This window comes from Rhizobium sp. 05L429 (assembly GCF_056397645.1).
This window is the reverse complement of the sequence record NZ_JBFTNV010000007.1, coordinates 150150-174664: the sequence shown is the minus strand read 5'-3', so window position 1 is coordinate 174664 and position 24515 is coordinate 150150. Positions and strand designations below refer to the sequence as shown.

The 24515-nt window shown below is 60.2% G+C and carries 28 protein-coding genes and 1 pseudogene; 16 read left to right on the top strand and 13 right to left on the bottom strand.

The features are described from left to right. Positions 1 to 80: 80 nt before the first annotated feature. Positions 81 to 1283, bottom strand: coding sequence for a pyridoxal phosphate-dependent aminotransferase (locus tag AC1DNW_RS09790; protein WP_113308826.1), 1203 nt, complete (start codon positions 1281 to 1283; stop codon positions 81 to 83). A gap of 385 nt (positions 1284 to 1668) precedes the next feature. Between AC1DNW_RS09790 and AC1DNW_RS09785 the strand changes: the two genes are divergently transcribed. From AC1DNW_RS09785 to AC1DNW_RS09775, 3 genes are all read left to right on the top strand, one after another. Further along, a complete protein-coding gene (locus AC1DNW_RS09785) occupies positions 1669 to 1968 on the top strand; it encodes a hypothetical protein (protein ID WP_113308825.1) in 300 nt (99 codons plus the stop codon). After that, positions 1958 to 2290 (top strand): sortase, encoded by a 333-nt coding sequence (locus AC1DNW_RS09780; protein ID WP_113297602.1) that lies wholly within the window; start codon positions 1958 to 1960, stop codon positions 2288 to 2290. The genes AC1DNW_RS09785 and AC1DNW_RS09780 overlap by 11 nt, the downstream gene beginning before the upstream one ends. A gap of 109 nt (positions 2291 to 2399) precedes the next feature. Further along, complete coding sequence (locus AC1DNW_RS09775) at positions 2400 to 3545, top strand: PQQ-dependent sugar dehydrogenase (protein ID WP_113308857.1); 1146 nt, start codon at positions 2400 to 2402, stop codon at positions 3543 to 3545. On the opposite strand, the gene AC1DNW_RS09770 is transcribed toward AC1DNW_RS09775, so the two are convergent. Next, positions 3542 to 3967, bottom strand: a complete 426-nt coding sequence (locus tag AC1DNW_RS09770) for a DUF3052 domain-containing protein (protein WP_113308824.1) — start codon at positions 3965 to 3967, stop codon at positions 3542 to 3544. The genes AC1DNW_RS09775 and AC1DNW_RS09770 overlap by 4 nt on opposite strands. Positions 3968 to 4139: 172 nt before the next feature. Between AC1DNW_RS09770 and AC1DNW_RS09765 the strand changes: the two genes are divergently transcribed. The 3 genes from AC1DNW_RS09765 to AC1DNW_RS09755 all read left to right on the top strand — a co-directional run bounded on the left by AC1DNW_RS09765 (position 4140) and on the right by AC1DNW_RS09755 (position 6351). After that, a complete protein-coding gene (locus tag AC1DNW_RS09765) occupies positions 4140 to 5030 on the top strand; it encodes a DMT family transporter (protein ID WP_113297600.1) in 891 nt (296 codons plus the stop codon). Between the two features lie 485 nt (positions 5031 to 5515). After that, the gene (locus AC1DNW_RS09760; RefSeq protein ID WP_007824341.1) at positions 5516 to 5731 is read left to right on the top strand and encodes a cold-shock protein; all 216 of its coding nucleotides are present in this window, start codon (positions 5516 to 5518) and stop codon (positions 5729 to 5731) included. 146 nt (positions 5732 to 5877) lie between these two features. Beyond that, positions 5878 to 6351, top strand: coding sequence for a BA14K family protein (locus AC1DNW_RS09755; protein ID WP_113308823.1), 474 nt, complete (start codon positions 5878 to 5880; stop codon positions 6349 to 6351). Between the two features lie 63 nt (positions 6352 to 6414). Here AC1DNW_RS09755 and AC1DNW_RS09750 read toward each other — a convergent pair whose 3' ends face one another. Next, on the bottom strand, positions 6415 to 7284 hold the full coding sequence (locus tag AC1DNW_RS09750; protein WP_113308822.1) for an oxidoreductase: 870 nt from the start codon (positions 7282 to 7284) through the stop codon (positions 6415 to 6417). 97 nt (positions 7285 to 7381) lie between these two features. Here AC1DNW_RS09750 and AC1DNW_RS09745 point away from each other — a divergent pair, with 97 nt between their 5' ends. Next, positions 7382 to 7762, top strand: coding sequence for a winged helix-turn-helix transcriptional regulator (locus tag AC1DNW_RS09745; protein ID WP_477852517.1), 381 nt, complete (start codon positions 7382 to 7384; stop codon positions 7760 to 7762). 58 nt (positions 7763 to 7820) lie between these two features. On the opposite strand, the gene AC1DNW_RS09740 is transcribed toward AC1DNW_RS09745, so the two are convergent. The 3 genes from AC1DNW_RS09740 to AC1DNW_RS09730 are packed head-to-tail and all read right to left on the bottom strand — an operon-like array spanning position 7821 to position 10416. Next, entirely contained in the window at positions 7821 to 9197 is a 1377-nt protein-coding gene (locus AC1DNW_RS09740; protein ID WP_113297597.1) for an ATP-binding protein, read from the bottom strand. A 25-nt stretch (positions 9198 to 9222) separates the two neighbouring features. Beyond that, complete coding sequence (locus tag AC1DNW_RS09735) at positions 9223 to 9924, bottom strand: response regulator transcription factor (protein WP_113297596.1); 702 nt, start codon at positions 9922 to 9924, stop codon at positions 9223 to 9225. After that, positions 9925 to 10416, bottom strand: a complete 492-nt coding sequence (locus AC1DNW_RS09730; protein ID WP_113297595.1) for a MarR family transcriptional regulator — start codon at positions 10414 to 10416, stop codon at positions 9925 to 9927. Positions 10417 to 10832: 416 nt separating this feature from the next. Here AC1DNW_RS09730 and AC1DNW_RS09725 point away from each other — a divergent pair. Next, positions 10833 to 11117 (top strand): annotated as a pseudogene (locus tag AC1DNW_RS09725) (branched-chain amino acid aminotransferase); the annotation flags it as partial. A gap of 236 nt (positions 11118 to 11353) precedes the next feature. Here AC1DNW_RS09725 and AC1DNW_RS09720 read toward each other — a convergent pair. Both AC1DNW_RS09720 and AC1DNW_RS09715 read right to left on the bottom strand, forming a co-directional pair. Further along, positions 11354 to 11620: a hypothetical protein gene (locus AC1DNW_RS09720; protein ID WP_113297593.1), complete on the bottom strand. Its 267-nt coding sequence runs from the start codon at positions 11618 to 11620 to the stop codon at positions 11354 to 11356. A 240-nt stretch (positions 11621 to 11860) separates the two neighbouring features. Beyond that, positions 11861 to 12478 (bottom strand): DUF1236 domain-containing protein, encoded by a 618-nt coding sequence (locus tag AC1DNW_RS09715; RefSeq protein ID WP_113297592.1) that lies wholly within the window; start codon positions 12476 to 12478, stop codon positions 11861 to 11863. Positions 12479 to 12755: 277 nt separating this feature from the next. Between AC1DNW_RS09715 and AC1DNW_RS09710 the strand changes: the two genes are divergently transcribed. Both AC1DNW_RS09710 and AC1DNW_RS09705 read left to right on the top strand, forming a co-directional pair. After that, positions 12756 to 13400, top strand: coding sequence for an MBL fold metallo-hydrolase (locus tag AC1DNW_RS09710; protein ID WP_113308821.1), 645 nt, complete (start codon positions 12756 to 12758; stop codon positions 13398 to 13400). A gap of 2 nt (positions 13401 to 13402) precedes the next feature. Continuing rightward, positions 13403 to 13972, top strand: coding sequence for a DUF1349 domain-containing protein (locus AC1DNW_RS09705; protein WP_113308820.1), 570 nt, complete (start codon positions 13403 to 13405; stop codon positions 13970 to 13972). 44 nt (positions 13973 to 14016) lie between these two features. Here AC1DNW_RS09705 and AC1DNW_RS09700 read toward each other — a convergent pair whose 3' ends face one another. The 4 genes from AC1DNW_RS09700 to AC1DNW_RS09685 form a co-directional block, all read right to left on the bottom strand. Then, complete coding sequence (locus tag AC1DNW_RS09700; RefSeq protein WP_113297589.1) at positions 14017 to 14358, bottom strand: tRNA-binding protein; 342 nt, start codon at positions 14356 to 14358, stop codon at positions 14017 to 14019. Positions 14359 to 14369: 11 nt separating this feature from the next. Continuing rightward, the gene (gene proC / locus AC1DNW_RS09695; RefSeq protein ID WP_113308819.1) at positions 14370 to 15197 is read right to left on the bottom strand and encodes a pyrroline-5-carboxylate reductase; all 828 of its coding nucleotides are present in this window, start codon (positions 15195 to 15197) and stop codon (positions 14370 to 14372) included. Between the two features lies 1 nt (position 15198). Further along, positions 15199 to 15699 carry a type III secretion system chaperone family protein gene (locus tag AC1DNW_RS09690; RefSeq protein WP_113297587.1) on the bottom strand — a complete coding sequence of 167 codons (501 nt, stop codon included), beginning with the start codon at positions 15697 to 15699 and terminating at the stop codon, positions 15199 to 15201. 402 nt (positions 15700 to 16101) lie between these two features. After that, positions 16102 to 16362 (bottom strand): accessory factor UbiK family protein, encoded by a 261-nt coding sequence (locus AC1DNW_RS09685; RefSeq protein ID WP_113297586.1) that lies wholly within the window; start codon positions 16360 to 16362, stop codon positions 16102 to 16104. A 192-nt stretch (positions 16363 to 16554) separates the two neighbouring features. Here AC1DNW_RS09685 and lgt point away from each other — a divergent pair, with 192 nt between their 5' ends. The 6 genes from lgt to AC1DNW_RS09655 all read left to right on the top strand — a co-directional run bounded on the left by lgt (position 16555) and on the right by AC1DNW_RS09655 (position 22572). Next, positions 16555 to 17406, top strand: coding sequence for a prolipoprotein diacylglyceryl transferase (gene lgt / locus AC1DNW_RS09680; RefSeq protein ID WP_113297585.1), 852 nt, complete (start codon positions 16555 to 16557; stop codon positions 17404 to 17406). A gap of 19 nt (positions 17407 to 17425) precedes the next feature. Beyond that, positions 17426 to 18526 (top strand): class I SAM-dependent methyltransferase, encoded by a 1101-nt coding sequence (locus AC1DNW_RS09675; protein ID WP_113308818.1) that lies wholly within the window; start codon positions 17426 to 17428, stop codon positions 18524 to 18526. 107 nt (positions 18527 to 18633) lie between these two features. Then, positions 18634 to 19428: a peptidoglycan editing factor PgeF gene (pgeF, locus tag AC1DNW_RS09670; RefSeq protein WP_113308856.1), complete on the top strand. Its 795-nt coding sequence runs from the start codon at positions 18634 to 18636 to the stop codon at positions 19426 to 19428. A gap of 5 nt (positions 19429 to 19433) precedes the next feature. After that, entirely contained in the window at positions 19434 to 20585 is a 1152-nt protein-coding gene (locus tag AC1DNW_RS09665) for a M24 family metallopeptidase (RefSeq protein WP_113308817.1), read from the top strand. A gap of 103 nt (positions 20586 to 20688) precedes the next feature. Further along, positions 20689 to 21534 (top strand): PAT1 family protein, encoded by an 846-nt coding sequence (locus AC1DNW_RS09660; protein WP_113308816.1) that lies wholly within the window; start codon positions 20689 to 20691, stop codon positions 21532 to 21534. Positions 21535 to 21639: 105 nt separating this feature from the next. Further along, complete coding sequence (locus AC1DNW_RS09655) at positions 21640 to 22572, top strand: ribose-phosphate pyrophosphokinase (protein ID WP_007824382.1); 933 nt, start codon at positions 21640 to 21642, stop codon at positions 22570 to 22572. Positions 22573 to 22900: 328 nt separating this feature from the next. On the opposite strand, the gene AC1DNW_RS09650 is transcribed toward AC1DNW_RS09655, so the two are convergent. Beyond that, the gene (locus AC1DNW_RS09650; RefSeq protein WP_113308815.1) at positions 22901 to 24472 is read right to left on the bottom strand and encodes a hypothetical protein; all 1572 of its coding nucleotides are present in this window, start codon (positions 24470 to 24472) and stop codon (positions 22901 to 22903) included. Positions 24473 to 24515: the final 43 nt, after the last annotated feature.

The following is a 24515-nucleotide window of genomic DNA, read 5'->3' as shown; positions in this document are numbered from 1 at the left end:
GCGCGTTAAACCAGAAGGTCAGGCAAACAAAAAGCCCACCATCTCCGGCGGGCTTTTTCAATGAGACTGGCAGTCGCCGATTACTTGCAGGCGCCGCAGAAGCGCTGGATGCGGCGGCACGCTTCTTCCAGAAGGTCTTCCGAGGTCGCGTAGGAGATGCGGAAGTTCGGGCCGAGGCCGAAGGCCGAGCCGTGAACGACGGCGACGCCTTCCGATTCCAGCAACTCCGTGACGAAGTCCTCGTCGGTCTCGATCACCTTGCCGGACGGAGCCGTCTTGCCGATCAGACCCTTGCACGACGGATAGACGTAGAAGGCGCCTTCCGGAACCGGGCAGGAAATGCCCTTGGCCTGGTTTAGCATGGAAACGACCAGATCACGGCGGCCTTCGAAGATCTTCTTGTTTGCAGGGATAAAGTCCTGAGGACCGTTGAGCGCTTCGACGGCTGCCCACTGGGCGATCGAGGTCGTGCCCGAGGTCTGCTGCCCCTGGATCATGTCCATCGCCTTGATGAGCTGGATAGGGCCGGCCGCATAGCCGATGCGCCAGCCGGTCATCGCATAGGCCTTGGAGACACCGTTCATCGTCAGCGTGCGGTCATAGAGCGACGGCTCGACTTCGACCGGCGTGGCGAACTTGAAGTCGCCATAGGTCAGGTGCTCGTACATGTCGTCGGTCAGCACCCAGACATGCGGATGCTTGACGAGCACGTCCGTCAGTGCCTTCAGCTCGTCATGCGTATAGGCAGCGCCCGACGGGTTCGACGGCGAGTTGAACATGAACCACTTGGTCTTCGGCGTGATCGCCTTTTCGAGATCGGCAGCCTGGAGCTTGAAGTTGTTCTCCTGCGTCGTCGCGACGAAAACCGGCGTGCCGCCGCAAAGGGCAACGATCTCGGGATAGGAAACCCAATAGGGTGTCGGGATGACCACTTCGTCGCCGGCATTCAGCGTCGCCATGAAGGCGTTGAAGAGAATGTGCTTGCCGCCGGTGCCGACGATCGTCTGCTCCCAGCTATAGTCGAGATTGTTCTCGCGCTTGAACTTGGCGGCAATCGCCTTGCGCAGTTCCGGGATACCCGAGATCGGCGTGTACTTGGTTTCGCCGCGGCGGATCGCGTCGATCGCTGCTTCCTTGATATTATCGGGCGTATCGAAATCCGGCTCGCCGGCGCCAAGCCCGATCACGTCACGTCCTTTTGCTTTCAGCTCGCGCGCTTTCTGGGCGACGGCGATGGTGGCTGAAGGCTTCACGCGGGAAAGGGCATCGGCAAGGAAGGCCATGATATCGGTCCTACAAGGTTGAAACGGGCAGAAGGCCGGGACCGGAGTTCTGCGCTAAGCTCTATGTCCAATGTATGACATCATTTCAAGCGCAAAGGCGTGATGGGGACAATGATTCTTATTGATCAATTGCCTCAGCTGCACCCTGAAATCTGAACCGGCCTTCGCCGACCGTATGCGGTCGGCTCGCTCAGCGTCTGAAGAACTTGAATCAGTTTCTGAAGCCGGCTCTGTTTTATTCCTTAAAATCAAGGTTATCGCCCGTTTACCATTTGCCACGATTAAGCCGCAACAAATGCTGCGGCATGCCGCAATTCGGTCGTGAGAGCGCCGAGATCAAACCGGTATTCTACCACCATCCGACATTGGTCATTGAGGGTATGCCATGTTTCTGGAAGACGAGCGCGCTGCGGGACGCCTGCGCGCAAGCCGGGTTTCCCTGTCGCTGATGGTGGCAGTCATTACTTTCGCATGCTGCGTCGTTGCGACGTTCGGCCTTTTTTCAGTCGCCGAAGCAGCACCGCCCATGGCCTCCAGCGCCCTTCAGCCAAGCCATGCCGACCAGACGATCACCCAGGGCCTGACTGTACTTTTTGCCGCTTTCGTCGCCGCGAACGGTTTTGCCATCTGGCTGCGGCGCATCAAGGGTCTCGTTGTTTCCGGAGGCAAGCGCGATGCCCGGTAAATCGCGGCGGACAAGCTGGAACGATGATGAAGACGTGTTCGAGCCGCTGCCGACCTACATGGAGCTTGCCATGGCTGCCGCGGTGGCCCACGAAACGCCGACAGCACCGCAGAGACCCCGCCTCCCCGGACTTTCGATCATCGAGAAACTGGTCGCCGTCGGCATCGTGTGCCTTGCCTTCTACGGCATGGCGCTGATCGGCTGCGGGCTTTTCCTGAAGGCTGAAGCGAAGCGCACCGGCTTCGTCACACAAAGGATGATGAGTGCGGAGCTGCAATATGCTGACTTCGATACCCGCTTCCCTCCCCGTGTGACCAACTGACCTCCTCTCATTCAACCCGAGAACACAAAACCGTTATGGGCTCCCCAATACGGTTGAAGCGTCCCATGCCCCGCGCCACCTTCTCATGGAATTGACGACGGGGATTATGATGGACGCCATTTCGACATTCCGTTTTGCCGCGCTGCTCGCCACCTTTGCAGGTCCCGCCCTTGCCCAGAGCGGGGATATCGTAAAGACGCAGGAAGTCTCGGTTCGTGTCGAGAAGCTCGCCGAGGGACTGGAACACCCCTGGGCAGTCGAGGTCCTGCCTGACGGCAGCTATATTGTCACGGAGCGACCGGGACGGCTGCGCATTATCCGCGACGGCAAGATCTCCGACCCGGTCAGCGGCGTGCCCCAGGTCAGCGCCCGCGGTCAGGGTGGTCTCATGGATGTCGCGCTTGCCCCGGATTTCGCCACCAGCCGCAGACTCTATCTGACCGCAGCAACCACCAGCAACAGAGGTTCCGGTACGGAAGTGTTCAGCGCCACGCTGTCATCAGACGAAAAAAGCCTGGAGAACGTCACGCCCATCTTCACCATGCGGCGCTTTACCCGCGGCAACATCCAGTACGGCTCGCGCATCGCGATCGCCGGCGATGGCTCGCTGTTCATCAGCATCGGCGATCGCGGCAACCGCGACCGTTCGCAGGACTGGAAGGATGACGCCGGCTCCATCGTCCGCCTCAATGCCGATGGCAGCATACCCGCCGACAATCCCTTCAAGGACGGCCGCAAGGCCCTGCCGGAAATCTGGTCCAAAGGCCACCGCAACCCGCAGGGTATCACTTTCGACAGCGCCGACGGCAAGCTCTACACGGTCGAGCATGGCGCGCGCGGCGGCGACGAAATCAACAATCCCGAGCCCGGCAAGAATTACGGCTGGCCGATCATCACCTACGGCCGCGACTATTCCGGCGCCAAGATCGGCGAAGGAACCGCCAAGCGGGGACTTGAACAGCCCCTCCACTACTGGGATCCGTCGATCGCTCCGGGCGCTCTCGCCATCTATCGCGGCAAGATGTTTCCGGAATGGAACGGCAACTTCATCGTCGCCGCCCTGAAGTTCCAGTTGCTGTCGCGCATGCAGCGGGATGCGAGCGGCGCCTTCACCGCCGAGGAGCGCATGTTCGAAGGCGATTATGGCCGAATCCGCGATGTCATCGTCGCCCCCGATGGGGCACTCCTGATGGTGACCGACGAGGATGACGGCGAGTTGCTCCGGGTTTCTCGCGCCGATAACCGGGCCGGCTAAAGCGGGCCTCGCAATTCCCTGCGGATCATGAATTTCAACCCCGACCATGTCTCGTCGATGGCGCAGACCTTGACGTCGACAAGTCCGGTCGGCAGCAGGATTTCGCGTAGCGCATCCTCAGTGATGCTGGTCGGCACATCAGAACTCTTCTTCGGCCAGGAGATCCAGATCATGCCGTCAGGCCTGACCACGCAAAACAGCGCCGCCGCCAACTCTTCCAATACCGGGCGTTGCGTTTCGAAGACATGGATGTAATCGAATTGTCGTTGAGCAACTGCCGGCAAGGCGCGATCGACCGAAGCAAAACCGTCGAACCCGCCGATCTCAATTAGCCTCCCGGGAACATTGATCAGAAGGGCCGTCTGTCCCGGCTTCAGCCCCAGTTTCTTCGAGAGCGGCGTGCCGGAATATCCTGCCGTCATTTCGCGACCTCGGGCGATGCGACCGCTTGTTCCAGCATAACAGCAGCAATCCCAATTCCACTCATTCGCATCCCCCGAACCATAAGGACGAGCCTCATCCTTGCCGAAAAGAAATGCAACTGCTAACCGCTGAACAAAACTCCGAGACGCTTCCCCAACATCGAGAGTGGAAATGACGCGTATTCAGGCGAACCTCCTTCTGTTGCTTGCAGCCGCCATCTGGGGCGGAGGCTTCGTCGCCCAGTCGACGGCAATGAAGGCGATCGGCCCGTTCTGGTTCATCGGCCTGCGTTTCGCCATCGCTGCACTCGCCACCCTGCCTTTCACGCTCATCGAAGCCCGCAAGGCAAAGGATGCAACCAGCCGCAGACACCTCGGTCTCTATCTGATGATCGGCCTGGCGCTCTTCGGCGGCGCGTCGACACAGCAGATAGGCCTGCAGACCACGACCGTCACCAATTCCAGCTTCATCACCGGTCTTTATGTGATCTTCGTGCCGCTGATTGCCGTCTTCTTCCTGCGCCGCTCGCCGCACTGGATCATCTGGCCGGGCGCCATCATGGCGGTCAGCGGCATCTACATGCTGTCGGGCGGCAAGCTCTCGTCCCTGACCACAGGCGACTTGCTGACGGTCGTCTGCGCTGTCTTCTGGTCGATACAGATCACGCTTGCCGGAACGACGGTTGGCGAAACCGGCCGGCCGCTCGCCCTGTCCAGCGCCCAGTTTGCGGTTACGGCAGTCTGCGCGCTCGTCATCGCCGCCATTTCCGAACCAGTCAGCCTGGCCGATATTCGCGCGGCTGCACCGGAAATCCTCTATGTCGGCATCTTCTCTTCGGGTGTCGCCTTCGTGCTGCAAGTCGTCGCCCAGCGCTACACCACGCCGTCACAGGCAGCGATCTTCCTCTCCGCCGAGGCGCTGTTCGGCGCCACGCTCGCCGCACTGCTTTTGGGTGAGAGCATGCCGCCGCTCGGCTATGTCGGTTGCGCGCTGATGTTTATCGCTATGCTTGTAGTCGAACTTGTGCCTGAAATGACCCGCCGCCGCTCGCAACAGGCCTGAACACGCGTCCATTTGTGGGGCGTTAGAGCCATCTAGAATTTTTTTTAAGCAATCGATAAGACGCGCTATCGTTGCATTTTTGGTAAAATCTGCCCGGAACTTATATTGCAGACGATACAAAACGTTAATCATTTGCTCTTAACGGAGGATTTTTTGCGCTTTCGCGAAAACAGGCCAAATCTGCGGGTGTGTTCTTAGGAACACGTTAAAAAACTTTTGCTTGCCAAAAAAACCTAAACGCAGCAATCTTCGCGCGTTCGGGCATTTTGCGAGCATGGGAAGTCCTTAAGAATTTGCGAGCCGGAAACGCTGATATTCCGGTCAGCCAGTTCCAAGAAAGCAGGCGCTAAGTCCTGTCTGGAGCCGGCGGAGGTAGAGGGGACCTTTTTCTCACATTTCAAGATTGCCTGCCAGCGCCTTCGCGAGAAGGCAATAGCGTAATGCTGCCCGTGTGGATGGCGGGTGGAGACAAAAGGACCTGAGGCATGGCCGAGACTGGCACTGTAAAATTCTTCAATACCGACAAGGGCTTCGGCTTCATCAAGCCGGACAAGGGTGGCGCCGATATCTTCGTTCACATTTCTGCCGTTCAGGCTTCCGGCCTGGCCGGTCTGACGGAAAATCAGAAAGTAAGCTTCGACACGGAGCCAGATCGCCGCGGCAAAGGCCCGAAAGCTGTCAATCTTCAGATTTCAGGCTGATATCCTCGCCTAGGCGTGGAATTCGAGTTGAAGCCCGGCAGCGATGCCGGGTTTTGTCGTTCAGCCTTCATTCAGCATGACGCCGCTAGCTTCAGAACCATTGAGAAGGGACCGCTTCTTGGTTCCAGATACCGGGATTTTACGCCATGAACAGGCTTGCAAAGACCATTCTTCTGGCGGCAACCGCCGCTGCCCTGACCCTCTCGGCCATCGGCGAAGCGTCCGCACGTGACCGCTACTGGCGTCATGGCCACGACAACGGCAACGATGCACTGGTTGGTGGCGCTGTCGGCCTTGCCACCGGCCTGATCGTCGGCTCTGCCATAGCCAATGCCAATAACGGTCCTGTTTATGAAGAGCGCCGCTACATCGACCCGCCAGTCTATGAGCCGGAATATGCTCCGCCGCCGGTTTACCGCGCGCCGCGTCCGGTATACTCCGAGCCCGTTTATTCCGAGCCGGTCTATGGCCGTCCGGTGTACGGCCGCCCGGTCAGTGCAATGGAGCCCTGGAGCCCGCAATGGCAGCGTTATTGCTCCTACCGTTACCGCAGCTTCGATCCGCGGACCGGCACCTATCTCGGCAATGACGGCCGCGACCACTTCTGCGTCGCAAGCTGATAGGCTGACACCATTCTGATGAGAAGCGCCGCCGCCGAGCGGCGCTTTTCATTTGTCCACACCTCAGCCGGCCTTCTTCTCCCAAGGCATGGGCTCTGCCCCTCCCTGCTCGAAATCGGTCGACTGGGTGAGAACACGCCAGGCGCGATCGGCTTCCATGCGCGCGGCATCCGCCTTTTCCACCGCCGCAGCCGCATCGCTGCCAAGCAGCAACCGAAGCGGCGGCGCATCGAGCGAAGCAATGTGCAGCACCACGGCGGCCGCCCTGGCCGGGTCGCCGGGTTGACGGCCGTTATAGTTGCGCTGGTAATCTGCCATGGCTCCAACCGTGTCGGCATATTCCGGGCGGCCTTGATAGATCGCCGTCGACGAGCCGGCGAAATCCGTGCGGAAGCCGCCAGGTTCGATCACTGTGACCTTGATGCCGAGTGGCCCGACCTCCTTGGAGAGCACTTCGGAAAAGCCCTCGACGCCCCATTTCGCCGCCGCATAAGGCGCGCGGCCCACGGGTCCGATCCTGCCGCCGACGGAAGAGAACTGGATGATATGCCCTGCCCCCTGCGCGCGCATGACCGGGATAGCCGCCTTGGTCATAATGATCGTGCCGAAGAGATTGGTCTCTATCTGTGCCCGAAAATCCGCAAGGCTCGTGTCCTCGATCGGCGCGACATTGCCGTAACCGGCATTGTTGACCAGAACGTCGAGCCGGCCGAATGTTTCGACCGCGGTCTTCACCGCCGCTTCTGCAGCAACCTCATCCGTCACATCAAGGGGCAGCGCGAGAACGCTTGAGCCATACGCTTCGACGAGATCGGCAAGCTGGCCGGGATCGCGCGCCGTCGCAACCAGCTTGTCACCGGCCTCAAGCACGGCATTGGCCAGCGCTCGCCCGAGGCCGCGCGAGCTTCCTGTAATCAACCAAACCTTCGACATGGAAACCTCCTTTTCGGTTCTCGCTTCATTTAGGAGCTATTGTTTCTTTTGGAAAGAAGGTACCTTATCGATCTATACGCACCTGAAAGTAACTTAGATGAAAGACGATATCTTCGACTTTTGCCGTAACATGAGCGACGAGCAGGATGCACGGGCGCGGCAGATGCTGGAGCGCGCCGCAGCCAAGTGGCCGCTGCGCGTCCTGCACGTGCTTTCGGAAGCCGATGGCCCCCTGCGGTTTTCAAGAGTGCTGGAGCGGGTGGAGGACATCAGCCAGAAGGTGCTGACGCAGACGTTGCGCACGCTCGAAAGCGACGGCCTCGTCATCCGCACGCTCTATCCGCAGGTACCCCCGCGCGTCGAATACGAGCTGACCCCGCTTGGCCGCGAATTGCTGACGCAGGTCGTCTCGCTTTGGCGCTGGATCGTCGTCCACCTGAATGAGTTCGACCCCGTCAAACCGGTGGCCGAACGCTAGGGTTTTGTTTTACGCAAGTCCGGACGCAAAACCGCTGCACACTTTTGCTGGAATTGCTTCAGGCAGGAATACGCACCGTCGCTCTGAGGCCGCCGAGCGGGCTGTCGCCAAGCGTGATGTTACCGCCGTGGCTGCGGGCGATGTCTCTGACGATGGCAAGCCCCAGGCCGGTGCCCGAGGCATCGAGATTGCGTGCGCTGTCCAGCCGGAAGAACGGCTTGAACACATCCTCCCGGTACTTCTCGGGAATGCCTGGACCATTGTCGTCGAAGATGATGGTCAGCCATTTCGCACCATGCTTGGCTTCGATGTTGAGCGCATCCGCATAGCGCCTTGCATTCGAGGCGAGATTGGTCACAAGCCGCAGGAAGGCATTGGGGCGCACCGAGATATGGTCCTCGCCATCGATGGAATAGGTCAGGGTCTTGCCGTGCAGCTCAAAATCGATCTCGAGCTTCTCGAAGATCTCGCTCAGCTTCAGCTCGCCGACATCCTCCTCCACCTCGCCTTTGGCAAAGGCCATATAGGCCTCCAGCATGGTCTGCATGTCGTTGACGTCTTCGTTGAGCCCGGCAAGATCAGGGTTGTCCCCGGCGAGCGCCAGTTGCAGCTTGAAGCGCGTCAGGATGGTTCTGAGGTCGTGGCTGACGCCTGAGAGCATCGCCGTGCGCTGCTCCATCTGCCGCTCGATACGCTCACGCATGAGAATGAAAGCAAGGCCGGCCCGGCGAATTTCGTCGGCGCCGCGCGGATAGAAACTGTCGGCCTTCTGTCCCTTGCCGAAGTTTTCCGCCGCCCTGGCCAGATTGAGGATCGGCCGGATCTGGCCGCGCAGGAAAAGGATCGAGATGGCGATCAGTACCAGTGAGGCACCGACCATCCAGAGAATGAAAATATGCGTGTTCGATGCATAGGCCTGGCTGCGTTTGGTGATCACACGCAGGATGCGGTTATCGAGCTTGATCCGGATCTCGATGAGGTTGGAGTTGCCGACCGTATCGATCCAGAACGGCCGGCGGATTTCTTCGGTAATCTCATCACTGAGGATGCCGTCGAGGATCGAAAAGAACGGCTTGATGCGCGGCGGCGGCAGATCTCCATCCGGCTCGACCGAAATCTGCAGGTTGAGCTGGTCGCGGGCAATGCGGACTACGTCGCTATAATCCGTATCCTGCGGATAGGTGTTGATGATCTCGATGATGGCGGCGATATCGCGGGTCACGGCGAGCGACAGCCGTTCCGTCACCATTTGCCAATGACGCTCCATGAAGACTGCGGCAACGACCGACTGCAGAAGCACCATAGGAATGATGATGATAAGCAGCGAACGCGTATAGAGCCCTGTCGGCAATCGCCGCCGCAGCCAGCGGATGAACCAGCGCCAGCCGGGCGCAGGAGAGCGGTCTTCCCGCCGCAAGCTGTCGAATGTCACCATTTGCGCCGGTCCCGAACCTGTCGTTTCAGTCGATGCTCAGCCTGTATCCGATACCGCGCACCGTCTGCAGCCAGACGGGATTGGCAGGATCATCCTCGATCTTGCGGCGAAGACGGTTGATCTGCACGTCAATGGTACGTTCCCCGACTTCCGCATCGTCTCCGATCAGTTCGTGCCGCGGGATCGTGTCACCTGCCCGTCGGGCGAAAAGTAGCATGATCTCCTGCTCGCGATCCGTCAGGCGGATCACTTCCGCCGCTTTCTTCAGCTCCCTGCGCGTCAGCGAGAAAGTATAGGGGCCGAACATGATCTGCTCGATCTTCAGCGTATCACCGCCGACGTTGCGTCGCAGGATGTTGTTGACACGCAGGACGAGTTCACGCGGATCGAAAGGCTTGGAGAGATAGTCGTCGGCGCCGGCTTCAAGGCCAGCGATGCGGTTGTCGGATTCGGCAAGCGCCGTCAGCATGATGATCGGCACATTCTTCACAGCCCTGAGCCCGCGCGTTACATCGATGCCGGATTCGCCCGGCATCATCACATCCATGATGATGAGGTCGAAATCGAGACCCGCAAGCTTGCGCTGTGCCTCCGCCCCGTCAGACGCAATAGTCACCCGAAAACCGTTTTCCGTCAGGTAGCGGTTCAGCAACGCGCGGATACGGGTATCGTCGTCGACGACGAGAAGATGCGCCGCGTCATCGGAAATGCCTGTCTTCACCGCCATTTAATCCGCCTTCTGTCTGTCTCGCATGCCTCTGAGGAATGCCTTTACGCCCTCTCGCGCCTCCGGGGTAGCTCCCTCGAATGCCCGTTCAATACGGCGTGATTGCGGCTCGGCGAGCGCCAGCGCCAGCTCCCTGCCAGATTTGGTGGGGTAGAGCTTGCGCTGACGGCGATCCTCCGGGCCGGCCACCTGCCGAATATAGCCTGAATCGATCAGTTGTTTCAGCACCCTTGCAAGGCTCTGTTTGGTGATCTTCAGCGTATCGAGCAGATCCGCGACGGTCATTCCCGGATTGCGGTTGACGAAGTGCACGACGCGATGATGCGCCCGCCCGAAGCCGCTTGTTTCGAGAATGGCATCGGGATCGGATACGAAATCGCGATAGGCGAAGAAGAAGAGCTCGATGATTTCGAAATCGATGATCCCGATATCTTCCATCGGCGTGGCCAGCGGCTCAGGTTTGCCTGCTTTCGAGCTGGTCTGTCGTGGCACTCGGCATTTCCTCTCTCTGTGCGCGATATCAGCGAAACTTTCGCAAATATGTCAACTTTATTGACGCAAATTTGCGTCGCCGGCAGCGTCCGCAAACCTTGCGGGAGCCCCGCCCGGACCGTTCTTTCCCTGGAAACTAAAGCCCGCCCGGCAAATCTCCAACGCAACACACAATTTCCCCTTGCGTCAGTGGATAAAACGTAATGGGGACAACAATCAACAGGCATGGCGCAAACGCACCGGAGGAGGCAGGGTCTTCCAGCTTACCAAGTATAATCAGCGCCTGCACAAGGCGACCGAGGTCCTCGGCTTCAAGGTGCCCTGCTCCGTCGAGGGATGCGGCGGCGATCGAACTTCTAAAGCGCCAAGGCTTATCGGAAGCCTACGTGTAGCCGATCGCATGGCGCGGCAGCGAAATGATGAATGTGTCCGCCAGGGCGAATCGCATCAACGTGGTGATCGCCGTCTGGCAGTGGGGCAGCTGCTTCAATCCGGCTGAAAAGCTGAAGAACATCCGTTCGACATCGCGGAATATCTCCGCCCCAATCCGAAGACGGCGCCGTGAGCCTCCGAGGCAGCGGTCTTTTGATCTGCACCACTTCCAAGCTGCTGCGGAAGCCAAGGGCCATGCCGATACGATGATGCTCGACTATCGCGGTCAGATAGCCGAGGCGAGCGGCGCCCGCATCTTCCTCGTCGAGCACAGCATCATTCACACGCCGATTCCGGATTGCTTCCTGAACGGCATCACCCGCCAGACGCCGTGGTATCGAAACCGTCGAACTGGCAATCCTCCCGGAAGAGCTGAGCAGCTTCTCGGAATGCTTCCCGACCCGCTCGGCCGCGGAAATCCCGTGTCCGAGATCGGCTCCCATCGCTTCACGCCCTCGACGATATCAGAGAGGCAGACTGTCCAGCATCCGCCGCGTCCGAACCTTCAGCGTGCCTTGGCCATGACCAGCCCGGCGAGCGTCGAAAGGATGCCGCCGCCGATCAGCCCGCCGATACCATCTGCGATCAGACCGGTCATTGCCGCTTCGCCGCCGAGCATGCTGAGCAGCATGCCGCCACCGATACCGCCGATAGCGCCTGCGACCGTGCGGGCAACGACGTTGATCGCCTGCTGCTTGAGCGCAGCGCTTGCGACGTTGCCGCCGACAGCACCCGCAACCAATTGTGTGATGAGCGGAAGTAGTGCTTCCATCATTCCCTCCTATGGCGATCTCCCCGATCGCCGACTCATGCCATCGCCTGATGGCATGTTAGAATATTATCATATTTCAGAGGAGAAGTAGAGGAATATAGCAACTCATGCGAGAGGAAGCCGGCTCGCACGGATGGGCCTGCCCCGACACGCCCGGGGCTTTATCTCCAATATCACCGCCCGCAGCACTAGCGAATGACGCCGAGTGGAAGCGGCCCGAAGGCCGCCTTCCTCAATGGCTTATTGATAGACGTAGACTATGCGGCGCGTACCCGGATCGACCAGGACCGGCCGGTCGTTGATACGGACATAGCGATACTGATAGTCCGGGATCGTCTGGAACGTCACGTCGCCGGGTACTTCGGCGCCAACGACCACGTCGCCACCAAGCTGTACCGCCTGCCCTGGCGTCGTGTCGATATAGGTGCGGACTTCGTCCGGCGGTGTGATCGCATCAACCGAGCCGACCGGACCAATCAGCTCATCGCCGGGCGCCGGCGTCGGCTCACCCGGCACCACGCTTGCCGTGGTCTCATAGGTCACCACAGGTACGCCAAGATCGGTGCGATGTTGTTCGACGACGACGGGCGAACCGCCCTGATCGACCTGCAGGTATTCGGCATAGACCCAGCCTCGCACGCCGCCAACATCGACCCGGCACCAGCGGCTGCCTTCGATGCATCCGTCAAGCACTGCAGTCGAGCCACGCGCAGCAACGCCGACAGAGGGATATTGCGGTCCGGGACCGGAGCGAATGTTCAGGTCGTTGATGGACGTCGCCACCATTTCCGCCTGGGCAAAGCCGGCACTCGCAGCCAGAATGGCGCCCGCCAGCAGAATGTTTCTCTTCAAGGTCATCGTAAGTCTCCTTGTTGCAATGGGCTGACAACGCACGGTTTTCGTCGTTGTTCCGCCGCGCACGGCGTGGCTGAGGAGCGGCACAAGGGAGAGGCCAGCAAGCGACTGAAACAACAACGAAAATACACAGCATGGCGATGGCCCGCCCATTTCCGGAAGTCGATAAATTCCTGTTGCAGTCTGTCTTTTCCGCGTGAGCCGGCCAAAAATTCCGGCTGCCTTCGAGTGTATTTGCGCCTATAGAGACAGGTATTGAAAGACGCGAAGTGAGGCATTCATGGGCATGCTCCAGGCCGGCATCATTCCGGTGACACCCTTCCAGCAGAACTGCACCATTCTCTTCGACCCCGACACGAAGGAAGGCGTGGTCGTCGATCCCGGCGGCGACGTGTCGGTCATTGCGGGCGTGATCGAAGAGCATGGCCTCAAAATCAAGGAAATCTGGCTGACGCATGGCCATCTCGATCATGCCGGCGGCGCCAGGGAGCTGAAGGAAAAGCTCGGCGTCGATATCGTCGGCCCGCATGAGGACGACCTGCCGCTCCTGCAACGCATCGAGACCCAGGCTGAGAAGTATGGGATACAGGGCCTGCAGAACGTCACGCCTGACCGCTGGCTCAAGGACGGCGACAAGATCTCCTTCGGCTCCCACGAGTTCGAGGTCTATCACACACCCGGCCATGCGCCGGGCCACGTCATCTATTTCAACCGCGCCCAGAACTTCGCCCATCTCGGTGACGTGCTCTTCAACGGCTCGATCGGCCGAACCGATCTGCCGGGCGGCAATCATCGCCAGCTTCTCGATTCCATCAGAGACAAGGTACTGCCGCTCGGCGACGAAGTCGGCTTCATTTGCGGCCACGGCCCCGGCAGCCGCATCGGCGACGAACGGCGGAGCAATCCGTTCCTGCGGGAGATCTGAGCATGAAACATATGACCTGGCTGAACGCGCCGCCCTTCTTCGAGGAACGCGACGGCGCCCTTCACGTCCGCTCCGGCGAGAAGGCCGATTTCTGGCAGGGCACCTACTACGGCTTCCACCACGACGATGGCCACTTCCTGCACGAAAGCCGAAAGGGCGACTTCACCGCCGAAGTCACCTTCTCCGGCAGTTATGAGGCGCTCTACGATCAGGCCGGACTGATGATCCGCGCCGATGAGAAGCACTGGGTGAAATGCGGCATCGAATATACCGATGGGGCCAGGCATTTCAGCGTCGTGGTCACCAATGGCAATTCCGACTGGTCGGCCTTCCGCATCGGCCATGACTTTGATGCCATCTCGGTCCGCGCCACCCGCAATGGCGATGCCCTGTTCATCCAGTACAGCACGGATACGATGGACGAATGGCGCATGGCTCGCCTCGCCTGGTTCGATCCGGCTTTCGAAGAGGTGCTGGTCGGCCCCGTCTTCTGTTCGCCGCAACGCGCCGGCTTCGAGGCCGTCTTTACTGATTTCACATTGAGCGATCCGCTCTCGCGCGACATTCACTGAAGCCCATCCCTGGGCATCTGTCTGCGATCGGCAACCTTAGCGGCCTACATCAGCCTCTGGCCGTTTGGCACCGGCCGCTCGACCGCGGCAAGCACGATATCGCCCGCCTCATCGGCAAAACCGAGCGTCAGCACTTCCGAGCGGAACGGCCCGATCTGGCGCGGCGGAAAGTTGACGACTGCGAGCACCTGTCGCCCGACAAGCCGCTCCGGCGAATAGTGCACCGTGATCTGCGCCGAGGATTTCTTGACGCCTATCTCGGAGCCGAAATCGATCAGAAGCTTGATCGCCGGCTTTCTGGCTTCCGGAAAGGGATTTGCTTCGATGATCGTGCCGACACGGATATCCACACGCTCGAAATCGGCAAAAGTGATCTCTTCAGCCATAACAGTCTTTCTCAGCCGGCGAGCTCTTCGGCGCGCTTGCGGGCAGCCGCGAGCGCCTTGTCGAACAGCGGCTGCATGGCGTCTTCGGCCATCAGCACGGAAAGGGCAGCCGCGGTCGTACCACCAGGAGAAGTCACATTCTGGCGCAGGCGCGCAGCGTCGTCGGGGGACTGGTGCAGCAGCTCACCAGCCCCCGCGACAGTTTCCCGCGCAAGACGCATGGCAAGGTCCGCCTGCAGGCCAAGTTTACGACCTGCTTCTGCCATACACTCGACGAGATAAAACACATAGGCCGGTCCGCTGCCTGAGAGCGCCGTCACCGAATCGATATCGGATTCGGTAGGCACCCATTCGACAGGACCGGACACACCAAGAAGAGCGTTGACGCCATCACGCTGTTCGGTACTGACGCGCTCATTGGCGAAAGCACCGGTCACACCGCGCCCGATCATGGCAGGCGTGTTCGGCATGGCGCGCACCATGGCAGCCTCTCCGAGATGCTTTTCGAGGAAGGCAAGCGTCTTGCCTGCAGCGACCGAAACCACCACCGTCTGCGGCCCCACCAAGCTTTTCACCGCCGGAAGCACCGCCTCCATCACCTGCGGCTTCACGGCAAGGAACAGTACCCCGGCCTCGAGACCGGCAGGAGCGGTGGTGACATGGGAGGCCCCCGCATCGGCAATAGTGGAAAGCATCGCCGGCGACGGGCCGGGATCGACCACGACCACGGCAGAGCCCGGAACTCCGCTCTTCAGCCAGCCGGAGAGCATGGCTCCGCCCATATTGCCGGCTCCGATGAGAACCACCGGATTTGCCGCGGAAAAGGTGGTCACAGGCATGTTATGCCTCGCCGACGGTTTCAAAGAGGACCACTTCCATCGCCTTGTTGGCTTCCATACCGGACCATACGACGAACTGGAAGGCCTGATAATAGGCTTCGCAGGTATCGAGCGCGCTGGAAAGCAGCACCTCGACCTGACGGTTGGTGGGCTCAGCACCGCCGGCAAGCAGCAGCGACTGGCGGAAGATGACGACATCTTCCTGTCGCCACAGGTCGAAGTGACCCATCAGCACCTGGCCGTTGATCGCCGAGAGCAGCTTCACCACCTCGTTGACCCTGATTTCGGGAACCTTGATGTCGAAGGCGCAGCCGAGATGCAGCGCTTCGAATTCCTCCATCCATGAGAAGGAGACGTGATAGTCGGTCCAGCGCCCCTCGACCGTCATCGCGATCTCGTCTTCGCCGGAGCGCTCGAAGGCCCAGTCATTGTTTGAAGCCACGTACTCGATCATGTCGACCGGGTTCGACTGGCGTTCGACTTCCAATTCCATAAGGCTCATGCAGCACCTTCTTGACCGGAATGAATGCGGCCTAACTTCGTGAACGAACACAAAACAAGACACACGCAATACCGGAAACCATCACTTGGGATGATCGCTGAACCGCTGCCAGACTAACGCACTGAACCTGCCTGGAGCTTACCAATTCGCTTCGAATCATCATGTAAAATCAGTCTATAATGCCCCTCACGGCCTGCCAGCCCCCTTCATGGAAATTTGGCCGGACCTGCTGTGGAAAGCACTTATGGAATCAGATTCAGCGGGGGAGGTAAAAGACTCTGCCCATTGGCTTTTTTGGCAGTTTCCACAGGTGAAAAATCACACCCGATTTTTTTCTCCAGGATGCGGCATGTTACATATGAGCCACGCCGCACCTTATACAGCATCTTCTTTAAGCTGATATCACTTGCCCTTTGCGGCAAGCTTGGCTTCGAGCGCGGCAACGCGAGCGGCGAGCGCCTCGTTTTCGTCACGGGCCTTGATGGCCATTTCGCGCACGGCTTCGAACTCTTCGCGCTTGACGACGTCCATGCTGTTCAGCCAGCGCTCGGCATGAGCGTTGAAGGCGGTCTCGACCTCCTTGCGCACGCCCTGCGCAGCACCCGCGGCATCGGTCATCAGCTTGGCGAATTCATCCATGATGCGGTTCGTTCCGGTCGTCATGGCGTATTTCTCCCTTCGCACGACGTGAATATCAGGCCTTGCGGCCACTGAAATTGAGGTAGGGCTTCGCCGTTAAGGATGCAAGCGCTTTGCACGGGATAAGCCCTTGCGCACGGGGCCGTGACGAACAATGCACTTGACCGCCAAAGATCGCGGCGCCATGTTCCGCGCATCTCAACGGGTGGGAAAACCTTGCCGATAGCTGCTGATCTTCTTGCTATAATGCCTTTCCCGAATATCGACCCGATCGCTTTTTCGATCGGCCCGCTGGCGATTCATTGGTATGGCCTGGCCTATGTCGCCGGCATCCTGCTCGGCTGGGCCTATGCCCGCCGCATTGCTGCAAACGATGCACTCTGGCCGAACAATACCTCGCCCATATCAAGGACGCAGCTCGACGACTTCATCGTCTGGGCAGCCCTCGGCATCGTTCTCGGCGGCCGCATCGGCTACATCCTCTTCTACGATCTCGGCGCCATTATCGAAAACCCGATCCGCGCCGTGCAGATCTGGAATGGCGGCATGTCCTTCCATGGCGGCCTGGCCGGCACGACGATCGCCATGATCCTCTTTGCGCATCGCAACCGCGTCCCGATCTGGAACCTCTTCGATATCGTCGCGACGGTCGTGCCCTGCGGCCTGTTCTTCGGCCGTATCGCCAACTTCATCAACGGCGAGCTCTGGGGCCGGCTGACGGATGTGCCCTGGGCAGTCGTCTTCCCGACTGGAGGCCCCTTCGCCCGCCATCCGAGCCAGCTCTATGAAGCCGGCCTCGAAGGCATCGTCCTGCTGCTCGTCCTTGCCGCCCTCGTGTACGGCGCCAAGGCGCTGAAGAGCCCGGGCCTCATCACCGGCGTCTTCGTCTGCGGTTACGCGCTGTCGCGCATCTTCGTGGAATTCTTCCGCGAGCCGGATGCGCAGCTTGGCTACCTGCTCGGTACCCGCTGGTTGACGATGGGCATGGTTCTGTCCTTCCCCATGATCCTGCTCGGCCTTTGGGCGATCTTCCGCGCCCGCCGTCAGGCTGCTGCCCTGCAGCACTGAAGCCACCGGGACGACCGCTATGACCACCGCATTAAGCGAAAAGATCAAGACGATCATCCAGGCAAACGGGCCGATCAGCGTCACCGACTATTTCTCGCTGTGCCTTGCCGATCCCGAACACGGCTATTACCGCACCCGCGAGCCCTTCGGCCGTTCAGGCGATTTCGTCACTGCACCCGAGGTCAGCCAGCTCTTCGGCGAAATGATCGGCGTCTTCGTCGTCCATGCCTGGCAGCGGCACGGAACGCCTGCCGGCGTTCGCCTCGTCGAGATCGGCCCCGGCCGCGGCACGATGATGGCCGACATGCTGCGCGTGATTTCGCGCATCGCCCCGCCGCTCTTCGACAACATGACGATCCATCTCGTCGAGACCAGCGAACGCCTTCGTGATGTCCAGAGCCAGACGCTCGAAGCCTGTGAAGGCAAGATCAGCTGGCATGCCGGCTTCGACGAAGTGCCATCGGGCTTCACTCTGATCGTTGCCAACGAACTCTTCGACGCGATCCCGATCCGCCAGTTCGTGCGCACGCAGACCGGTTTTCGCGAACGCATGGTGGGCCTCGATGCAGATGCGGAACTGACCTTTGCGGCGGGTGTCGCTGGCATCGATCCGGCACTGCTGCCGGAGCCTACGCAGAACGTGCCTGTTGGCACGTTGTTCGAGATCTCGCCTGCGCGTCAGGCAGTCATGAGTGCCATCTGCGAGAGGTTGCGGGCCTTCGGCGGTACGGCGCTCGCAATCGACTACGGACACCTCGTCACCGGTTTTGGCGACACGCTGCAGGCTGTGCGCATGCACGAGTTCGATCCGCCGCTTGCCCATCCAGGCGAAGCGGACCTGACGAGCCATGTCGATTTCCAGCAGCTTGCGGAAACGGCAGCGGCTGACGGCGTCCACATCAATGGCGCGTTGCATCAGGGTGACTTCCTGACCGGTCTCGGCATTCTGGAGCGTGCCGCAGCCCTTGGCCGCGACAGGGAGCCGCACACGCAGCAGATCATCCAGAGCGCCGTCGATCGGCTCGCCGGTGCAGGCGAAGGCCGGATGGGCGAACTCTTCAAGGTGCTCGCCGTCTCCTATCCGGCGATCGACCTGATGCCGTTCCGTCCGGTGGATTGACAGATAGCCTTACGCTCGCCAACATCTGCCGCAAAATGACAACGCTTCGCCGGACGAGATCCGGCCAGGATGACGTCGATCCCTCTCCAAAAAAACCGGAATATCAGATGACAGACGCGGCCTCTCCCGCACCGATCGAAAGCGCGCTGCTGAACGACGCGGCCGGCGGCGCTATCGACCACGGCTATTTCACCCGCGCCGGTGGCGTTTCGCAAGGCATCTATCGCGGCCTGAATGTCGGCCTCGGCTCGCATGACGAGCGCGAAAACGTGCAGGAAAATCGCAGGCGCGTCGCCGCCTGGTTCGATCTGCCGCTTGAGCGGCTGGCGACCGTCCATCAAGTCCACTCCCCTGATGTCGTCACCGTCGGGCTTGATTATGATGGCGCGCGGCCGCCGGCGGACGCGATGGTCACCGCAACGCCGGGCATCGTACTCGGCGTTCTCGCCGCCGATTGCGGACCGATCCTCTTCGCCGACCCGGAAAACCGCGTGATCGGTGCGGCCCATGCCGGCTGGAAGGGTGCGCTGACCGGCGTGCTTGAAAACACCATCGATGCCATGGAAGCCCTTGGTGCTGACAGGGGCAATATCGTCGCCTGCCTCGGCCCCTCCATCAGCCAGGCAAGTTATGAAGTCGGCCCGGAATTCGTCGAGCGCTTCCTCGCCTACGATCCGGCCTACGAACGCTATTTCATCCCCTCCCCGACATCGGGGCACGCCATGTTCGATCTGCCGGGACTGACTGTCGAACGGCTTAAAAAAGCAGGCGTGCGCGCTGAAAGTCTCGGCCTTTGCACCTATCCGGACAGCGAGCGCTTTTTTTCCTACCGCCGGACCACACATAAAAAGGAGCCGGATTACGGCCGCCAGATTTCGGCGATCAGCATCAGGGAGATGTAAGCAGCATGGCACTTCATTTCGAACGGGCAGAATTCGCAAGCCGGCTTGCCCGCCTTACCGACAAGATGAAGGAAGAGAAGCTCGACGCCCTGCTGCTTTTTGCGCAGGAAAGCATGTACTGGCTGACCGGCTACGACACCTTCGGCTACTGCTTCTTCCAGACGCTCGTGGTCAAGGCTGACGGCACCATGGCGCTCCTCACCCGCTCAGCCGATCTGCGTCAGGCCCGGCACACCTCCGTTATCGAGGACATCCACGTCTGGGTTGACCGCGTCAACGCCGACCCGACGATGGATCTGAAGAACCTGCTCGTCGAAATGGATCTGCTCGGTGCCCGCATCGGCATCGAATACGACACGCATGGCATGACCGGCCGTGTCGCCCGGATGCTCGATGCGCAACTGACGACCTTCGGCCAGATCAGCGATGCCTCCTACCTCGTCAGCCGCCTGCGCCTCATCAAGAGCCCGACCGAGGTCGCCTATGTCGAGCATGCCGCCGCGCTGGCAGACGACGCGCTTGATGCCGCCGTCCGAATAGCGAAACCGGGTGCCGATGAATCCGATATTCTCGCGGCCATGCAGGGTGCCATCTTCTCCGGCGGCGGCGACTACCCGGCCAACGAGTTCATCATCGGCTCCGGTGCTGATGCCCTGCTCTGCCGCTACAAGGCCGGCCGTCGCAAGCTCGACGCCAATGATCAGCTCACCCTCGAATGGGCCGGTGCTTACGCACACTATCATGCCGCCATGATGCGCACGATCGTGATCGGCGAGCCGACGCACCGCCACCGCGAGCTCTACAATGCCTGCCTCGAAACCATCCAGGCGATCGAGACCGTGCTGAGGCCCGGCCATAGTTTCGGCGACGTCTTCGATATGCATGCCAGGATCATGGACGAGCGCGGCCTTGCCCGCCATCGCCTGAATGCTTGCGGCTATTCGCTCGGGGCGCGTTTCTCGCCGTCCTGGATGGAGCACCAGATGTTCCATGCCGGCAACCCGCAGCCGATAGAACCGAACATGTCGCTCTTCGTGCATATGATCATTGCCGATTCCGATACCGGAACCGCCATGACGCTCGGCCAGACCTATCTCACGACAGGTGAAGCACCGCGAGCGCTCTCACGACATCAGCTGGATTTCATCGGTCTCTAAGTCTCTGCAATCACCGGCAAGAATCCAGAATTGACAGACAGGTCCCCCTACCCGCATAAATTCGCACGGGGCTGATGCGAATGTGGGAAGGACGAACCGAGGGATGACGCGAGTTGCGACTGCGCCCACGCTCCTGATCTGTCTTGCCTTGCTTTCTGCTTGCAACACGACCGATGCATTGACGCTGACGCCGCCGATGGAAATCGGCGACTCCTCGATGGGTCAGCGCTCATCCACACCGGTGACGCAGAGCGAAGCCGAGCGCATGGCAGGAGCATCACAACGGACCTTCCCGGCGACACCTCGTCAAAACGGCTATACGCCCGCCTACAGCCAGCAGACCTACCCGACCCAGCCGAACTATCCGGCACAGGCCTACCGTCCCGGCAATGGCGCTCCGCCGACGACGATGCAGGCCCAGGCCGATGCGCTTTCCCGCAACGGCTCCTCGCCGGGCGCGTCCGGACCGATCGAGGGCCAGTCACTCGCACCGCCCTCCTCCGCCGCTGAGCCACCGGCGCCGCAGCAGCCGACGCAGACAGCAGCGCTTGATCCCACGGTTTCCTCATCGACCTCGATACGCGGCAATACCGTGCGTTTCCTGCCGATCATCGGCGCGCCAGTACAGGCGGTCACCCCGCTGTCCCGTCAACTGGGCGCGGAGGCCCGCGCGCACGGACTTGCCATCAAGAGCTCCAACGACACCAGCAGCGACTATATTCTGAAGGGTTACCTCTCCGCTTTCAGTGACGAGGGCAAGGTCACCGTGGTCTATGTCTGGGACGTGCTTGACAATGCCGGCGCCCGCCTGCACCGCATTCAGGGACAGGAAAGCGTGCCGACGGCGGCGACCGATCCCTGGGCCGGCGTACCCGCCTCCGTGATGCAGCAGATTGCCTCAAAGACGATCACCGAGTTCACATCCTGGCGACAAAGCCAGGGCGGTTAGTCACAAGCTTTTTATAAATATAAACGTATGTGACGCCTTAGCCCTTGCATTCACCGGGAAGCTGGCTAAAAAGCGCGGCTATCAGCGCATAACAGGCGGACCAAGATGAAGGTTTTCGCAGGCAATTCGAACCGGCAACTCGCCGAAGCGATCTGCAACTATCTCAATGTTCCCTTAGGGAAAGCCAGCGTCCGAAGGTTTGCCGATCAGGAAATCTTCGTGGAAATCCAGGAAAACGTGCGCGGTGAGGACGTTTTCCTCGTGCAGCCGACCGCCTTTCCCGCCAATGACCACCTGATGGAATTGCTGATCATGATCGACGCTATGCGTCGTTCGTCAGCCCGCCGCATTACTGCCGTGCTTCCCTATTTCGGTTATGCCCGCCAGGACCGCCGTGCCTCCGGTCGCACGCCGATCTCTGCCAAGCTGGTTGCAAACCTCATTACCGAAGCCGGCGCCGACCGCGTCATGACGCTCGATCTCCATGCCGGGCAGATCCAGGGCTTCTTCGATATTCCGACCGACAACCTCTTTGCCCTGCCCGTGCTGACGCGCGACATCAAGAGCCATTATGACCTCAGCAACGTCATGGTCGTCTCGCCTGACGTCGGAGGCGTGGTGCGTGCCCGCGCGCTCGCCAAACGGCTGGACTGTCTTCTGGCCATCGTCGACAAGCGTCGCGATCGGCCGGGTGAATCCGAAGTCATGAACATCATTGGCGACATTACCGGCAAGGACTGCCTGCTGATCGACGACATCGTCGATTCCGGGGGCACGCTCTGCAATGCGGCCGACGCGATGCTTGCCAAGGGCGCCTCCAGCGTCACCGCCTATATCACCCATGGCGTCCTCTCCGGCGGCGCGGTTACCCGCGTCACCTCCTCGAAGCTGCGCGAGCTTGTGATCACGGATTCGATCCAGCCGACGACGGCCGTCCTCTCGGCCCACAACATCCGCGTCGTGACAACAGCGCCGCTGATCGGCGAAGCCATCAGCCGCACGGCCCAGGAAGAGTCCGTCTCCAGCCTCTTCGACTAAAAGAGCCGGCATTCGACCGGCTCTTTCGATTTAGAACTGAAAAGGACGGCGCGGAAATCGTCGGCATCTTTCTGCCGCATCTCCATCCCTTGGGCCGCACTGATTGCGGAGAGCAATAAAAAGCTCGTTACCGCAACAATTTTTAGACGCATCTGCGAAATATCCCCATCCGCTGAAGTTGCGCGCATGGCGGAACATGACGCTCGATGTCAAGCACGCGGCATCGATAAAAGCTCTTGAAAAACAAACCCTAATAGAGCCGTCTGGCGGGAAGAAAAAAGCCGGCACGAGGCCGGCTTCCTTTATCTTTGATCGCCACTGAGAAAACTCAAGGCTGCTTCGGAGGCGCCGGGTCCTGCCCTTGATCTGGTTCCTGACCCTGATCCGGTTCCTGCTCCTGGTCTGGCTCCAGCCCCTGATCTTGATCCTGATCCGGCTCCTCGGCATCCGGTCCCTTGATCTGCTGGCCGTTGATCGCAACGGAGCCGTCGCCGGCGACGCTGATATCCCAGCGCGAGCGGCCATCCGGATCGGTCTTGGCGAAACCTTTGGCCATCATCATGCCGAAGGAGACCTGCTGGAGGTTGGGGTCGCTCTTGGCAAGCTCCTGGATGGCGGCGATCGACTTGTCGAGATCCCGCGCCAGGACCGAGGCCTGGACCGAATAGTCCTTCTGCGTATCGACACGGCCCTGCAGCTTGCCGGTGACGTCGATATCGTAGACGTCGGAGACCGCAGTAAACTTCGGCAGATCCACCACGACGACACCATCATGGAAAAGCTTCTCGGCTGCCTGCCTGCCGCTTTCCTCCGAATTGCCACTGGTCGAGAAATCGATCTTCATGAACTCGTCGCTGAAAGCGGCGAAATCCATGTCTGGAACGGCGATCTGCATATCGAGGCTCTTCGGCAGGAAGCCATGGTAGGCCGCCGGCACCACAGCGCTATCGAGCGTCACGTCCTGGGCATTCACGCCGAAGGCAAACCGGACAGCGTCGCTCGGCCCGTCGATGGAGAAATTGTAGCCGAATGCCTTGGCGCCACCGTTTCCAGCAACCGTGGCCACCGCCAGATTGTTCACCGTAATCGTTTCGTCGACGGAGGAGAACAGTGGGAAGGAAGCCTTGAGGACCGACTTCAGCTTCTCGCCGTCTTCCTTGCTCAGTTCCTTCTCATCCACATGATCCAGGATGAAGAAGACAATATCGCGGATTTCCTTCGCCGGCAGGCTCGCCACGTTGGCGTTGAAGTCGATCGAATCCGCCTTGATGTTGACCGGCGGCATCTGCGGGCTGGTGACCGTCTCAGACAGCGCGGACAGCGAACCATTCGCCTTGAAATCGAGGCGACCGTTGCCGCTGGCGCTATCGGTCGAATCGAGCCGGTAGTCCATGCCGGCGAAGCTCGCATCGACCTGGTCGGTATCGGACTTCGAGGTGAGCCTGATGTTGCTGGCTTTGAAATCGCCGGAACGCAGATAGGCAATCGCCGGATCGAAGACGCCGTTATAGACCATCGAGGCGATGGAATAGGTGAAATCCGTGGCCTTGTCGTCCGGCCCCTTTAAGTTGCCGGAGATGTTGAAGCTGTTGGTACCTTCGAGGTTCCAGAATCCGTTGTCGAGCGGCGTGGCAAAAACCGACCAGGGCGTCAGTCCGTTCACGACAACCTTGGCCGGGTCCACTTTCGAAAGCAGTTTGGCGAGGTCATAAATGACCTCATAGCGGTTGCCCGCCGGGTTGACGGTTACAAAACCGCTCTTTGCAAAATCGTCAGGCAATATTCTCGTCAGGCTGTCACGAAGCTTGTTCGCTCCATCCTGATTGATCTCGGCACCATGCGCTGCCCCGAACAGCGATAGGGCAACTAGGCTCGTTGTCGTGACAAGTTTCAGACGCATCCGCACTCTCCTCAGCCGCTTTGAACGCGGCCATAGGAAGATC